Below are 13,915 nucleotides of genomic sequence, written 5' to 3' on the forward strand. Positions count from 1 at the left end.
TCATGTCCGTCTTGTCACCCGAAGAGTCGCCGCCAGGTCTCCGGACCGGGGTAGCCGTCGGCCGCTCCGCCCCGCCAGCCCTGAGCCCGTTGGAAAGCCTCGACATTGCGCCGGTCCGCCTCGGTCCACCGGGGCCCGGGTCCCGACGTGTAGTACTTGCCGAATCCCTTCTTCACCAACTGCTTGCCGAGCCTGCCGACATGACTGTTGGACTGTCCGGGCCGGAAATAGCCCCGCCCGGGGAACTTCGAACCCGGGTTCGATTCGCCGTGACCGGCTCCCGTTCCGCCCCCGCCCCCGCTTCCGCTTCCGGTGCCGGGGATGTCGCGGCCGGTTCCGTTGGCCAGGAGCCGCCAGGTGGCGGGGCCGGGGAGGCCGTCCGCCTCCTTGCCCTTCCAGCCCTGGGCCTTCTGGAACGCCTGGGTCGCGCGCCGGTCGGCGTCGCCCCAGCCGGGCCCGGGGCCGACCTTGTAGAAGCGCTTGCCGCCCCGGTCCGTGAGCATCCTGCCGAGCTGGGTGACGTACTTGTTGCTGGCACCGGGGCCGAACTGCCCGGCGCCCGGGAACCCCTTCACCGACGAAGCGCTGCCCCCGTTTCCGCCGCTGAGCGCCTTGTAGCGGTACGCGACGTAGCTGCCGGAGTTGGTCCAGTACGCCATGGGCGTCGTCTTCTTGCGGGTGTGCGGCTTCGTCTGCTCGTACGCCGTGTAGTGGGTGTGCGTGTAGTCGGTCCAGCCGCCGAAGATCGTGACGTGCGAGCCCTTCGAGGGGTCGGCCGGGTTGTGGAAGAGCAGGATGTCGCCGGGCTGCAGCTCCTCCCGCGCGATCCGCTTCCCGAACGCGGCGAGGCTGCCTGTCCACTCGTTGCCGGGCAGGTTCCAGGCCATCGACACGAAGCCGGAGCAGTCCTGGCGGTAGCCGTCGGACCAGTACTTGACCATGCTGTACGGAACGTCGGCCGACACCCACTTCTTCGCGCGGTTGATGATGTCGGCCCGGCTGCTCTTGCGCAGCTTGGGCGTGGTGGTCGTGGACGAGGGCGGGCCCGAGGCGCCGCCGCCCCGCAGCGGTCCGGGCCCGCCCTGCGGGCTGTCCCCGCCCTGGTCGGTCCGGACGGCTCCGGCCGCCTCCGCCGCCCGGTCGTCCGTCGCACCCGTAGTACCCGTGGTGCTCGTCGCGCTCGCCGCCTCGGCGACGCCGGTGCTCAGCACCACTCCGGCCGCGGTGGCCAGCACCAGGGCGCGGCGTGCGCCATGGGCGGCCGGGTGGCCTCCGTACCGCATGGGCAGTGCACTGGCGGCGGTCCGCCGTTGTGCGGCGCACCCCGCACAGGTGCAGTCGATGGCGGGCACGTACTCCTCGAAAGCCGGCACAGTCATGCGATTCCCCTCCGCACTCGTCAAGATCTTTGGGCGCATCTGCACGGGCGCCAGTGTCTCAACTCTCCTGACATATCGCATTTTGACGGACAGAAGAGAAAAAACGACCATCCGACAGGCCGCGACGGACGGTAAATGGTCAGGAGCACCCCCCGCCTTCGGGTAGAGTTCTCCGGGTCAGCAGGCGCCGCTAGCTCAGTTGGTTAGAGCAGCTGACTCTTAATCAGCGGGTCCGGGGTTCGAGTCCCTGGCGGCGCACGCAGAGTCAAAGCCCCCTCACCACGCGTGAGGGGGCTTTGCTCATTCGTGAACCTCTCACACCGAAGCCTCCCGCACCGAAGCCTCGCGCCGGGCCTCCGCCCCGAGACGCCACCCACGGCGCCACCTTCAATCACTCCCCGCACAGGCGGCGCACAGTCGCCCCACAGCTGCCACAGAGTCACCATCCGGTCACTCAGCGGCGCGGACTCGGTGCTGGTCACGGGCGGCTCCAACGACTACCGCGGGCGCGGCGGATCGAATGTGCTCCAGGCGCGGCTGTACGACCCGGGGACGGACAGGTACCGCCGGGTCGCCGACCCGGCGGTGGGCCGCAACTACCACTCGGGGTCGGTGCTCCTGCCGGACGGCCGCGTCATGGTCTTCGGCTCGGACCCGCTCCACGCGGACCGCGCGAGCACCCGGCCGGGCTTCTTCGAGCAGCGCATCGAGATCTACACCCCGCCCTGTCTGTACCGGAGTTCACGCCCGGCGCCGACGGCGGGACCGAAGAGCATCCGGCGCTGCGGTACGGGCGGTTTCACGACGGCGCGGGGGTCGGTGATCACCTCGGCGAAGCTGATCCGGCCCAGTGCGGTCACCCATGTCACGGACACCGATCAGTGGTCGGTGGCGCTGGGGCTGAATCGGACGGCGGGCGGGATCACGGTCACGGTGCCGGACAACCGGGCGTTGGTGCCGTCGGGTTGGTACATGCTGTCCGCCGGCCTTCGCCGAGAGCCGCCTGCCGAAATCCGTACTGGCCCGCGTGGTCTCGAAGTTGGAGACATTGACGGCGAATCCGTCGGCCGCCCCGATGCCCGCGCGGCGCAGCGGCCCGAAGAGCGCGTCGGGGCTGCGCCGGCCGACGTTGCCCGCGTCCACGTAGACGCGGGCGCCGGGCTGCCTCTTGAGCCGCTCGACCGCGCCCCGCAACAGGTCGTACCGCTCCTCGTGGAACTCCTGCGGTGTGCACCCGTCGACCATGTGCAGCAGCGCGTCGGGCTCAAGGACCACCGTGGCGCGCCGGTCGCCGATGCCCCGGGCGACGTCCTCCAGCCAGGTCCGGTACGCGTTGCCGTCGGCGGCGCCGCCTCTGGAGAACTGTCCGCAGTCGCGGTGCGGGATGTTGTAGAGGACCAGCAGCGCCTCCCCCCGGTGCGGGCGTCGGTGCGCTGCCGCATCCGTACCATCCTGACATCTCAGGCGCTGTCACCCGCGGACTTCTCACCGGTCAGGTAGGCGGAGACGACGACATTCGCGTCGTACGAGTGCGTCGCCCGGTCGAAGGTGCCGCCGCAGGTGATCAGGCGGAGCTCCGCCCGGCCGTCCTTGCGCGGGCCGTACGCCTTGTCGGCGTCGAAGCGCGCCCGGGTGAAGACCTGGACGTCGTCAATGGTGAATTCGGCGACGGTTCCGTCGGCGCGGGTGATCTCGACCTTGGCGCCGGGGCGGGCCGCGCTCAGTCCGTAGAAGACGGCCGGTCTGGTCTCGGTGTCGACATGTCCGACGAGGAGGGCGGGGCCCTTGGCACCGGGCTCGGTGCCGCCGCCGTACCAGCCGACGGTCTGGGGCGTGTCGAACGGGGGCGGTTCGATCGCCCCGTCCTTGTCCAGGCCGCGGGCGACCACGGGAGCCTCGACGCCGATCGACGGGACCTCGACCCGCTCCGGCACCGCGCCCTCGATCGGGTCGTGCGGCGGGGGCAGCGGTACGCCGAGGGGGCGCCCCACCGCGGCGACATCGCCGGTGGTCGGGGCGGAACTGGCGCCGGAGCCGTCGGTGATGCCGCGGCCCCAGAGCCACAGGCCCAGCAGCAGGACGGCCCAGACCACTCCGGCGAGCAGCCTGCCGTGACCCGCCGGGCTGTCCGGGGCGGACATGTCAGTCCGAGGCCGGACGGCGACGGCGCGCGCTGCGGAACGCGACGGCGACGGCCGCGACGGCTGCCAGGGCCAGTCCGATCACCGCGTGCACGGTGCCGGGGCCTTCCTGCCGGGCCTCCCGGTCGGCGAGCAGGGCGGTGCCGCCGCCTCCCGCGGGAACCGGGGCGAGGGGGGTGGCCCGGCCGCGGTCGACGACGGTGACCGTGCCGGCGGCCTCGGCGTCTTTGTCGTCCTTGCAGGCGACCCGGATGTCGTAGTCGCCCGGGGTGGCGTCCGAGCTGATCCGGGCCTCGGCGAAGAGGCCCCCGCCCGCGGCGGGCGAGAAGCGCGCCTCCGAGACGAAGACATCGGATTCGCCGGTGGCCTCGCGGCCCTCGCAGCCCTCCAGCCGCAGATCCACCTCGCCGCCCGGTGCGACGGAGGACGGGGTCGCCGTCAGGGAGGCGCTGGATTCGCGGCCTTTCTCCTGGGCGGGCCCGGAGTCGGAGTCGGCCAGTGCGGCGGAGGCCGGCACCAGGGTCGCCGCGACGACCGCGGCGGCACAGAACGTGAGGGTTATGGAACGCATCGTGAACCTCCTCAGTGCAGGTTCACCCCTCCGGAGGGTTTTCGCATCCGCAGGAGCGCGGGGGACGGGTCCGCGAGCACCGCCCGGAACCCTCCCCCGCTCCCCCCGGGGCCGTGCCCCGCCGGGCTCAGCCCGCGTCGATGAGATCGACCAGGTCGGCGATCGAGTCGACGACCGTGGACGGCCGGAAGGGGTACTTGTCGATGTCGGCGACCGTGGTGAGACCGGTGAGGACGAGGAAGGTCTGCATCCCCGCCTCCAGGCCGGCCAGCACATCGGTGTCCATCCGGTCGCCGATCATGGCGCTGGACTCGGAGTGGGCGCCGATCGCGTTGAGCCCGGTGCGCATCATCAGCGGGTTGGGCTTGCCCGCGAAGTACGGGGCCTTGCCGGTGGCCTTGGTGATGAGGGCGGCGACGGACCCGGTGGCGGGCAGCGGGCCCTCGGCGGACGGGCCGGTCTCGTCGGGGTTGGTGCAGATGAAGCGGGCGCCGCCGTTGATCAGCCGGATCGCCTTGGTGAGCGCCTCGAAGCTGTACGTGCGGGTCTCGCCGAGGACCACGTAGTCGGGTTCGTGGTCGGTGAGGACGTAGCCGATGTCGTGCAGGGCGGTGGTGAGGCCGGCCTCACCGATGACGTACGCCGTGCCGCCGGGCCGCTGGTCGTCCAGGAACTGGGCGGTGGCCAGGGCGGAGGTCCAGATGTTCTCCACGGGCACGTCCAGGCCCATGCGGTTCAGCCGGGCGTGCAGGTCGCGGGCGGTGTAGATGGAGTTGTTGGTGAGGACCAGGAAGGGCAGCCCGGAGTCACGCAACCGCTTGATGAAGGCATCCGCCCCGGGGATCGGCGTCCCCTCGTGGATCAGGACTCCGTCCATGTCGGTGAGCCAGGATGAGATCGGCTTGCGCTCTGCCATGTGTGGGACTCCTGCCGTACGCCGTGTGCGGGGACGCCGGCGGCACCGCGTTGTGCAGCGCCGACGCCCCCGATTTTAGGCCGTTCGTTCGACCTGCCCCGACTGTCGGCGAGGAATTGAGCGTGGGACTGGACCCATTACCTTTTCGCGATGATCGACCGGAGGTCCATACCCCTGCCGTGAGTCCGGCGGGTTGTACGAGACATGGGCCTTGACGGCGTAGTACTTGGGAATGCGGCCGTGCTCCGGGATGCCGGAACGGATAGGTGCGCCAGGTACCTGGTCGTGCGGGTAGTCCACGGCCCGATGGTGGCAGACGGACATGAACATCTGTGAACGTCCGGGCGCGGAGGGGGCGGTTCGGGGTGGTCCGGAGGTGGTCCGGGGCTGCTCAGGGGTGCGCGCGGCGCAGCCGCCGGGCCTTGACCACCATCGCCCCGCCGCCGATCAGGAGCCCGGTGGCGGTGAGGCCGGCCGACGGGATGATGTCCGAGCCGGTCGCGGCCAGCTCCGGGCGGCCGCTCTGCGCCGGGTCCTCCCGGGGGGCGTCGGTGCTGGGCCGGGGTCCGTCCGGCAGGGTCTCGCGCGGGGTGTCTCCGGTCCCGGCCGTCTCATCGGTCTCACCAGTCTCGCCGGTCTCACCGGTCCCGGCCGTCTCACCGGTCTCACCAGTCTCACCGGTCTCACCGGTCTCGGCCGTCTCACCGGTCTCACCGGTCTCACCGATCTCGGCGGTCTCACCACCGTCGCTGTCGTCGACGACAGTGAAGGGGTAGTCCTCGGACTCGCCGACCCACGCCCCGTCGTCCTTGCCCGGCTTGCCGGTCGTGCCGCTCGCCGCGTGCTGACGCTGGACGACGGCGGCGTTGGCGGTGATCCGGCCGGGGCTGGTGTCGGAGGTGAACGCCATCCGGACCTGGATGGTGACGGTGCGGCCCGCCGGGACGGTGAAGCCGCCGAAGGAGTCGCCGTCCGCGCCGCCGAAGACGCCGATGTGCTCGTCCCGGTCGGTGGTCTCCCAGGTGACGCGGTGCTCCGTACCGGGGCGGGCCTGCTCGGAGAACTCCAGCTGGATCTGGTCGGAGGTCAGCTTGCGGTCCTCGTCGGTGAGGACGAGCACGGGGTGGATGGCCCGGCACGACTCGGTGGTGGTGTTGGTCAGGTCCAGGAACCAGGTTCCGTAGCCGCCGCCGGACGCGTACGTGTCCGGGCCGCCGTGGATGCGGGTGCTGATGGGGAACTCCTTCGCCGCCGGATCACCGCAGGCGGGCTGCTGGTCGGCGGTGGTGGAGCCGGGCGACGAGACCGGGGTGGCCGAGGACGCGGCGGAGGCGGGTGCGACGGCCGTACCGCCGAGGACGACGCTCGCCGCGGCCAGCCCGAGCGCCAGTCCGTGCCGGGTCCGCCCGGGGGGCGTCGGGGGCGGGGGCGAGGGAGGACGCGCGGGGGCGGTGAACACCGGGATGGACGCGGCCGCGGTCACCGGGACGGACGTGGGGCCGGCGGTGGGGAAGGACGCCAGGCCCGACGCGGTCATGGACATCGCGGTGGGAACGGGGACGCCGACGCGGCCGGGCATCGAACCGAGCCCTCGGACCGGCGGGGAGCCGGCCGGTGAGGCGGACCCGGAAGGCGTGCCGGGCGGGGGCGGGGTGGGAGGCATCGGGGGGATCACCTTCGCTGCTCGCGAGACGGTCGGCTCACCCCGTGCGCCGGAGTTCACCGGTTCTGGGCCGCGACCCTGCCACGCACGCGCGAGGCGGCCGCCCCGACATGCCGACGGGCCGCCCGGTCGGCCGCCGGAATCCGCCCGTCCGGCCGAGCCCCCGCCCGGCCCCCAGCCCCCGTCCGGCCCGGCCCCATCCGCCACCGGCGCCTACGCTCACACCCCGTCCGCGCCGCCGGACCGCCCGAACAAGGGGGCCAGGACCAGCTGAGCGGCCCCCTCCGCGACCGGCCGGTCCCCTCCCCCCGCGGCGGCGACCGGCACCGGCGCGTCGATACCGCCCCGCCGGGCGCGCTCGTCGATCACGGCGCCGACGCCCCGTACGTAGGCGTCGGGATCGGCGGCCACCGTGCGGCCGCCGAGCACCACCCGGTCGATGTCGAGCAGCCCGACGAGATTGGCGGCGCCGGTCCCCAGTACCCGGGCGGCCTCCGCGACATCCCCCCGGGCGACCGCGGCGAGACACAGCGCCTCGATGCAGCCTCGCCCCCCGCAGCCGCAGACCGGCCCGTCCAGCTGGACGGTCTGGTGCCCGAACTCACCGGCCGCGCTACGGGCCCCGCGATGCAGCACCCCGCCGAGGACCAGCCCGGCGCCGAGCCCGGTCCCGAGGTGCAGATACGCGAAGTCGCCCCCGCCCGCCGCCCGCAGGGCGAGCCCGAGGGCGGCGGCGTTGGTGTCCTTGTCGACGACGACGGGCAGCCCGGTCCGTACGGCGAGCGCGTCCCGCAACGGATAGCCGTCCCACTGCGGGAACCCGGTGACGCGGTGCAGCACCCCGCCCGGGTGGTCGAGCGGGCCAGGTACCGCGACGCCGACTCCGAGCACCTGCCGGTCTTCCCGCCCCGCGCCCCCGCCCCGTACCGCCGCCACCGCGTCCGCCACCGCGTCCGTCGCCGCCGCGAGCACCTCGTCCGCCGGGGCGCCGAGGTCCAGCGGGGCAGTGCGGCTCGCGGCGACCGCGCCGGACAGGTCGACGAGCACCACCGACAGTTCGTCACGGTCCAGGTGCAGGCCGACCGCGTACCCGGCGTCCGGCACCAGCCGCAGCACGGTGCGCGGTTTGCCCCCGGTGGAGGCCCGGTGGCCCGCCTCGGCCGCCAGGCCCTCGGCCCGCAGCCGGGCGGTGATCTTGCTGACGGCCTGCGGCGTGAGCCCCGTGCGCTCGGCCAGTTCGAGCCTGCTGATGCCGCGCTCGCCCGCCACCCGCAGCAGATCCAGCACCAGCGCGGCGTTGTGGCTGCGCAGCGTCGGCAGGTTGGCGCCGCTATTGCTCCTGTTCACCGCACCATTGTCCCTGTCGCTTGCACTATGGCAACAGCGTTGCTTAAGTGGCAGGCATGACTGGCAACGCGACTCACGAGACATCCGGGCTGTCCGAGACCCCCCTGCGCGTCGGACTCGTCGGCTACGGCCTGGCGGGTTCCGTCTTCCACGCCCCGCTGATCGCCGCGACCGACGGTCTCGTCCTCGACACGGTCGTCACCTCGAACGAGGAGCGGCGGGCCCAGGCACGCGCCGAGTTCCCCGGCGTACGGTTCGCCGCGTCGCCGCAGGAGCTGTGGGAGCGTGCGGACGGCCCCGACGCGCTCGATCTGATCGTGATCGCCTCGCCGAACAGGACCCATGTCCCGATCGCGACCGCCGCGCTGGAGGCCGGCCTGCCGGTCGTCGTGGACAAGCCGGTCGCCGGTACGGCGGCCGAGGCGCGCGGGCTCGCGGTCCTGGCCGAGGAGCGCGGGCTGCTGCTCTCGGTCTTCCAGAACCGCCGCTGGGACAACGACTTCCGCACTCTCGCCCGCCTGGTCGCGGACGGCGAGCTGGGCGACGTACAGCGCTTCGAGTCCCGCTTCGAGCGGTGGCGCCCGCAGCCGAAGGGCGGCTGGCGGGAGTCGGGCGACCCGCAGGAGATCGGCGGGCTGCTGTACGACCTGGGCAGCCATGTCGTCGACCAGGCGCTCACCCTGTTCGGGCCGGCGGCGCTGGTGTACGCGGAGTCCGATGTGCGCCGCCCCGGCGCCGCCGCCGACGACGACACGTTCATCGCGATCACCCATGTGAACGGGGTCCGCTCGCATCTGTACGTCAGTGCCACGACGGCCCAGCTCGGCCCGCGCTTCCGGGTGCTCGGCCGGACCGCCGGCTATGTGAAGTACGGCCTCGATCCGCAGGAGGCCGACCTGCGCGCGGGCCTGCGTCCGGCGGCGGACCGGCCGTGGGGCGAGGAGCCGGAGGAGCTGTGGGGCCGGATCGGCTCGGGCGAGTCCCCGCTGACGGGCGGCGGCACCCCGGTCCGCACGCTGCCGGGCGACTATCCCGCGTACTACGCGGCGGTCGCCGACGCGCTGCGCGGAAAGGGTGAAAATCCGGTGAACGCCCTTCAGGCCGCGGCGGCGCTGGATGTCCTGGAAGCGGCCCGCCGTTCGGCCCGCGAGGGCGTCACCGTGAAACTGCCGCCCGCCACAACCCCGTCCGCCACCAATTCCGCTTCCGCCGATACAGAGGAGCAGCCCGTATGAGCCCCAACGCTCCGACCATCTCCGAGCTCATCGCCCAGGAGCGCCGACTTACACTGCCACATTTCAGCTACGACGACGCGTACGCGCTCGGCGACCTGCTCGTCTCGATGGCCCGGAAACGGCACGCCCCGGTCGCGATCGACATCCGCCGCGGCGCACAGCAGATGTTCCATGCCGCGCTGCCGGGTTCGAGCGCGGACAACGACGCCTGGATCGACCGCAAGCGCAAGGTCGTGGAACGGTACGGCGAGAGTTCGTACCTCGTCGGAACGCGGTTCCGGGCGAAGGGGACGACCTTCGACGACTCCTCGCGCCTGAACCCGAGCGTCTATGCCGCGCACGGCGGCTCGTTCCCCATCGCGGTCGAGGGCGCGGGCGTCATCGGCTCGGTCACGGTCTCGGGCCTGCCCCAGGCAGAGGACCACGCCATGGTGGTCGAGGCGCTGGAGCAGTTCGCGACGACGCTCGACACGTAACGAAAGACGCGCGGGCGGGGCGGCCCCCGGACACACCCGGCGACCGCCCCGCCCCAACCGCTACGCGTCCTTGAGCTCCTGCCGCTGCCGCCCCAGCCCGGCGATCTCCAGCTCCACGACATCCCCGGCCCGCAGATACGGCTTGGGCTCCGGCTGACCGAGGGCGACCCCGGCCGGCGTGCCGGTGTTGATCACATCGCCCGGGTACAGCGTCATGAAGTGGCTCAGATACCGGACCACCTCGCCCACCGGGAAGATCTGGTCGGCCGTCGTGCCGTCCTGCTTCAGCTCGCCGTTGACCCAGAGCTTCAGCGGCAGCGCCTGCGGGTCGGCGATCTCGTCCGCCGTCACCAGCCACGGCCCCAGCGGGTTGAACGTCTCGCAGTTCTTGCCCTTGTCCCAGGTGCCGCCGCGCTCGATCTGGAATTCGCGCTCGGAGACATCGTGCGCGGTCGCGTATCCGGCGACGTGCGCGAGCCCCTCCTCGGCGGATTCCAGGTAGCGGGCGGTGCGCCCGATGACGACCGCGAGCTCCACCTCCCAGTCGGTCTTGACGCTGCCACGCGGCACCAGCACCGTGTCTTCGGGCCCGACGACGGTGTCCGGCGCCTTGAAGAACAGGATCGGCTCGGTGGGTATCGCCGCACCGGTCTCGGTGGCGTGGTCGTGGTAGTTCAGCCCGATGCACACGATCTTGCCGATCCGGGCGAGCGGCGGCCCGACCCGCAGCCCCTCGGCGTCGAGCTCGGGCAGCTCGCCGGGCGCGGCCGCGGCGGCCCGTACCCGGGCGAGCGCCGACTCGTCGGCGAGCAGGGCGCTGTCGATGTCGGTGACGATTCCCGACAGGTCGCGCAGGGTTCCGTTCCCGTCCAGCAGCGCCGGTCGTTCCGCGCCTGCCGTACCCACACGAAGCAGCTTCAACGGTCTGTCTCCCTCTGGTCGAGATCGGGCCCGTCGGATGGGTGGCGGCCATCGCAGGCTTGTCCGATCGTCCAAGACGTCCGATCACTCTGCAAGACCCTGTTCACACTCTGGACCGGCGCACCAGCTGCCCCGATTACGCCGCGGTGGCCATGGCGGCTCCGGCGGCCGGCATGTCGCGGTACAGGACGGCCCGCTCGATCGCGGTCCAGGTGGTGCTCGTGACGACGTACAGCGCGGCGGCGAGCGGGACGACGGCCACGGTGAAGAGGGTGGCGAAGGACATCAGCGGCATCAGCTTCGTCATCGCGCCCATGCCGGGCACCGGCTGTCCGTCGGGGCCGGTGGCCGGGGTGACGGGGTTGGCGGCCATCTGCCGCTTCGTACGCCGGAAGTTGAACGTGGCCACGGCGGCGACGATCGCGAACAGGCCGAGGTAGACCAGTCCCTGCGCGCCGAACAGCCCGCCGTGCGCGAGCGCGTCGTGCCAGCGCTCACCGAGCGGGGCGTCGAAGAGCTGGTGGCCGAGCAGCGCGTTGGGTTCGCCGCCGATCTTCTGGCTGGAGAAGAGGTGGTAGAGCAGGAAGAAGGCGGGCATCTGCAGCAGGCTGGGCAGGCAGCCGGAGAGCGGCGAGACCTTCTCCTCCCTGTGCAGTTCCATGAGCGCCTTCTGCATGCGCTCGGGGTTCTTGCCGTGCTTCTTGCGCAGCTCGGCGATCTGCGGCTGGAGCCTGGTGCGGGCCTTCTGCCCCCGCGCCGCGGCCCGCGACAGGGGGTGCACGGCGAGCCGTACGAGCGCGGTGAACAGCACGATGGCGGCGGCGGTGGACGCGGTCTGGAAGAGCGGGTGCAGTGCATCGGCCAGCGCGCCGACCAGGTCGGCGAATGCGGACATGAAGACGGACATGGGTGAGCCCTCCGAGGGTCTCGTCGTGCCGGGAGGAAGTACGGACTCGGCATGACGGGCCGCGCGGGGCGCCCATGGGGCACCCGCTGGGGTGGCTGCTGCTGCTTGCTACTGCTGCGAGCCCCTACGCGGCCGTCGGAAGGGCGCGGCCGGGGGCTCGGGGGCGCCTGCGCCCCTTGGCGTCCGGGTCTCTCTGCGGAAGGAACGCGGTGCGTTTCTCCCGGTCGCGGATGGCGGTGCGGACCCGGGTGCGGGGCACCGGGGCGGCGCAGCGGGCGCTGATGACCGAGGCCACGGCGAGCGCGGAGCCGGCGGCGGCGGTCGCGGCGAGCGCGACCGCGGCGGAGAGGCTGCCGCCCTCGGCGAGGAGGACTTCGGTGATGAGGAAGAGCAGCAGCCCGGCGGGGCGGAGCAGCCGGGCGAGGCCATTGCGCAACCGGCTCACGTCACCGTTCATCGGCCCCTCCCCTCTTCCCCTGACCCGTGCCGTTCGCACACACGCGCGCCTGATGCTCTCCAGCCGTTATACACGATGGGACCGAATACGCGATGGGACCGGACACACGAGCGATGGGACCGGATACACGATGGGTCCGGCAGCCCCGTCCGCCCGGCGTCGGTCAGTGACCCGTTCCCACGGGAGCGCTGTCGCGTTCCACCTCCCGTTCCGCCTCCCGTTCCGGGCTCCGGAGCTCGTCCCGCGCGAGCACCTCGTCGTCCGGCCGCTCGTCGCGCTCGCGCGGCCCCGCGTACGTCACGGCGAGCGCGACGACGAGGTTGGCGCCGAGCGCCACGATGCCCGCGTTCACCCCCCACACCGGATCGTTCTCCGTGAACACGAACCCGCACACCACACCCACGCCGACGACCAGACCGCTCATCGCCCCGAGCAGGGTCAGCCGCCGCCACATCAGCCCCAGCAGCACCATGGGGAGCAGCTGCGCCATTCCCTCGTACGAAATGAGGGAGAGCCGCACCAGGGTGTTCGGAGCGGTGTACGTGAGCAGCAGCGCGAGGCTCCCCGCGACCACGACGACCACCTGCGCGGCGCCCTTCTGCCGCCGCTCCCAACGCGGTACGAGCGAGAGCACACTGCGCCCCCACATCGTGCCGATGACCAGCATGAAGACGGCCATCGGCACGATCGAGGACAGCGCCGCCGCCACACCGATGACGCCGACCGCCCAGGCCGGCAGCGAGTCCACGACCAGCTTGAAGAGCGCCAGGTTGGACTCGGCGCCGACGAGCCCCGGCACGACGAAGAGGGCCGCCATGCCGAGCAGCATCGGCACGAAGAGCAGCACGTTGTAGGCGGGCAGCAGCATCGCGTTGCGGCGCAGCACGTCGGCGTTCTTCGCGCCGAGGTAGCCCGCGACGGTCGTCGGGAAGATCACCACGGTGAGCGAGTTGAGGAACGAAGTGGTGATGAACCAGGCCTGTCCGAGCCCGCTGTCCCCGTGCCCGGGGAAGGTCAGCCACTCGCTCTTCTCGGTGACGATCCGGTCGAGGAAGGGTCCGTACCCGTCGAAGTAGTGCATCGGTACGTAGATGGCGAGGAAGCCGAGCGTGGCGATCACGAGGACGTCCTTGAGCACGGACACCCACGCGCTGCCGCGCAGCCCGCTCACCACGACGAACCCGGTGGTGACGGCGAAGGCGATGAAATAGGCCCAATTCAGGCTGATGGCACCGTAGGAGATGGTCGAGACGACCACGCCCATGCCGGTGATCTGGAGCTGGATGTACGGCAGCAGGAAGACGGTCGCGAGGACGGCGACGAGCGCACCGAGCCAGGGCCGTCCGAAGCGGTGCGCCACCATGTCGGTGATCCCGACGAGCCCGTGCTTGCGCGCGTACGCCCAGAGCATCGGTCCGACGACGTAGCCGATGGCGTATCCGCAGGACATGTACGCCACCACGTAGAGCACCGGCGCCCCGTAGTTGTAGCCCCATCCCGCGGCGCCGAGGTAGCTGAAGCTGGTGTAGCCCTCGCCGGCCATCAGTACCCAGATGAAGACGGTCCCGAGGCTGCGCCCGCCCACAGACCACTCGGCGAGCCCGCCACTCTCCCCGTTCCCCTTCCGCCGCCCGCGCGTGGCGAGCAGCCCGAGGGCGACGGTGGCGACCATGAAGACCCCGAAGACGGAGGTCGCGACGGCGGCGTTCACCGGCGGTCCCCCCGCCGGGTCAGCCATACGGCGACGGGGGTCAGCAGGGTCGCCCCGAGCAGCCACACGAAGAGGAACGGCAGCCCGAGAATCACCGGGTCGACCCGGTTCACGAGCGGCAGCACCCCCAGGTAGAGCACGTAGGGGACCAGCAACCACAACAACTGCGGACGTCGTCTGAGCACGTCAGG

General features: G+C 72.0%; 13 protein-coding genes, 1 tRNA gene and 3 pseudogenes. 4 read left to right on the forward strand and 13 right to left on the reverse strand.

What is annotated here, in order from left to right; all coding sequences use genetic code 11:
* Positions 1–14 precede the first annotated feature (14 nt).
* Complete coding sequence (locus OG978_RS15180; RefSeq protein ID WP_326765746.1) at positions 15–1,379, reverse strand: peptidoglycan-binding protein; 1,365 nt, start codon at positions 1,377–1,379, stop codon at positions 15–17.
* Between the two features lie 184 nt (positions 1,380–1,563).
* Between OG978_RS15180 and OG978_RS15185 the strand changes: the two genes are divergently transcribed.
* Positions 1,564–1,637: transfer RNA gene (locus OG978_RS15185), tRNA-Lys, on the forward strand.
* A gap of 192 nt (positions 1,638–1,829) precedes the next feature.
* Positions 1,830–2,390: pseudogene (locus OG978_RS15190) on the forward strand (galactose oxidase-like domain-containing protein); the annotation flags it as partial.
* Here OG978_RS15190 and OG978_RS15195 read toward each other — a convergent pair.
* From OG978_RS15195 to OG978_RS15225, 7 genes and pseudogenes are all read right to left on the reverse strand, one after another.
* Positions 2,355–2,789, reverse strand: a pseudogene (locus tag OG978_RS15195) (glycoside hydrolase family 6 protein); the annotation flags it as partial. The pseudogenes OG978_RS15190 and OG978_RS15195 sit on opposite strands and share 36 nt — an antisense overlap.
* A gap of 50 nt (positions 2,790–2,839) precedes the next feature.
* Positions 2,840–3,520, reverse strand: a complete 681-nt coding sequence (locus OG978_RS15200; RefSeq protein ID WP_326765747.1) for a class F sortase — start codon at positions 3,518–3,520, stop codon at positions 2,840–2,842.
* Between the two features lies 1 nt (position 3,521).
* Positions 3,522–4,091, reverse strand: a complete 570-nt coding sequence (locus OG978_RS15205; protein ID WP_326765748.1) for a hypothetical protein — start codon at positions 4,089–4,091, stop codon at positions 3,522–3,524.
* Positions 4,092–4,218: 127 nt separating this feature from the next.
* Positions 4,219–5,007, reverse strand: a complete 789-nt coding sequence (locus OG978_RS15210) for an HAD-IIA family hydrolase (RefSeq protein ID WP_266690690.1) — start codon at positions 5,005–5,007, stop codon at positions 4,219–4,221.
* A 198-nt stretch (positions 5,008–5,205) separates the two neighbouring features.
* A pseudogene (locus OG978_RS15215) lies at positions 5,206–5,307 on the reverse strand (GntR family transcriptional regulator); the annotation flags it as partial.
* A gap of 91 nt (positions 5,308–5,398) precedes the next feature.
* Entirely contained in the window at positions 5,399–6,670 is a 1,272-nt protein-coding gene (locus OG978_RS15220) for a hypothetical protein (protein ID WP_326765749.1), read from the reverse strand.
* A gap of 219 nt (positions 6,671–6,889) precedes the next feature.
* Entirely contained in the window at positions 6,890–8,017 is a 1,128-nt protein-coding gene (locus OG978_RS15225; RefSeq protein ID WP_326765750.1) for an ROK family transcriptional regulator, read from the reverse strand.
* A 56-nt stretch (positions 8,018–8,073) separates the two neighbouring features.
* Between OG978_RS15225 and OG978_RS15230 the strand changes: the two genes are divergently transcribed.
* Positions 8,074–9,252: a Gfo/Idh/MocA family oxidoreductase gene (locus OG978_RS15230; RefSeq protein ID WP_326765751.1), complete on the forward strand. Its 1,179-nt coding sequence runs from the start codon at positions 8,074–8,076 to the stop codon at positions 9,250–9,252.
* Positions 9,249–9,728: a heme-degrading domain-containing protein gene (locus OG978_RS15235; protein WP_326765752.1), complete on the forward strand. Its 480-nt coding sequence runs from the start codon at positions 9,249–9,251 to the stop codon at positions 9,726–9,728. The genes OG978_RS15230 and OG978_RS15235 overlap by 4 nt, the downstream gene beginning before the upstream one ends.
* Positions 9,729–9,788: 60 nt before the next feature.
* Here the strand turns inward: OG978_RS15235 and OG978_RS15240 are convergent, their stop codons facing one another.
* From OG978_RS15240 to OG978_RS15260, 5 genes are all read right to left on the reverse strand, one after another.
* Positions 9,789–10,649: a fumarylacetoacetate hydrolase family protein gene (locus tag OG978_RS15240; protein WP_326765753.1), complete on the reverse strand. Its 861-nt coding sequence runs from the start codon at positions 10,647–10,649 to the stop codon at positions 9,789–9,791.
* Between the two features lie 136 nt (positions 10,650–10,785).
* The gene (locus OG978_RS15245) at positions 10,786–11,556 is read right to left on the reverse strand and encodes a YidC/Oxa1 family membrane protein insertase (RefSeq protein ID WP_326765754.1); all 771 of its coding nucleotides are present in this window, start codon (positions 11,554–11,556) and stop codon (positions 10,786–10,788) included.
* 124 nt (positions 11,557–11,680) lie between these two features.
* Entirely contained in the window at positions 11,681–12,013 is a 333-nt protein-coding gene (locus OG978_RS15250; RefSeq protein ID WP_326765755.1) for a DUF6412 domain-containing protein, read from the reverse strand.
* Between the two features lie 163 nt (positions 12,014–12,176).
* Positions 12,177–13,724 carry a sodium:solute symporter family protein gene (locus OG978_RS15255; RefSeq protein ID WP_326765756.1) on the reverse strand — a complete coding sequence of 516 codons (1,548 nt, stop codon included), beginning with the start codon at positions 13,722–13,724 and terminating at the stop codon, positions 12,177–12,179.
* Complete coding sequence (locus OG978_RS15260; RefSeq protein WP_326770038.1) at positions 13,721–13,879, reverse strand: DUF3311 domain-containing protein; 159 nt, start codon at positions 13,877–13,879, stop codon at positions 13,721–13,723. The genes OG978_RS15255 and OG978_RS15260 overlap by 4 nt, the downstream gene beginning before the upstream one ends.
* Between the last annotated feature and the right edge of the window lie 36 nt (positions 13,880–13,915).

Origin of the sequence: Streptomyces sp. NBC_01591, from assembly GCF_035918155.1 — a bacterium.
Classification (GTDB): Bacteria; Actinomycetota; Actinomycetes; order Streptomycetales; family Streptomycetaceae; genus Streptomyces.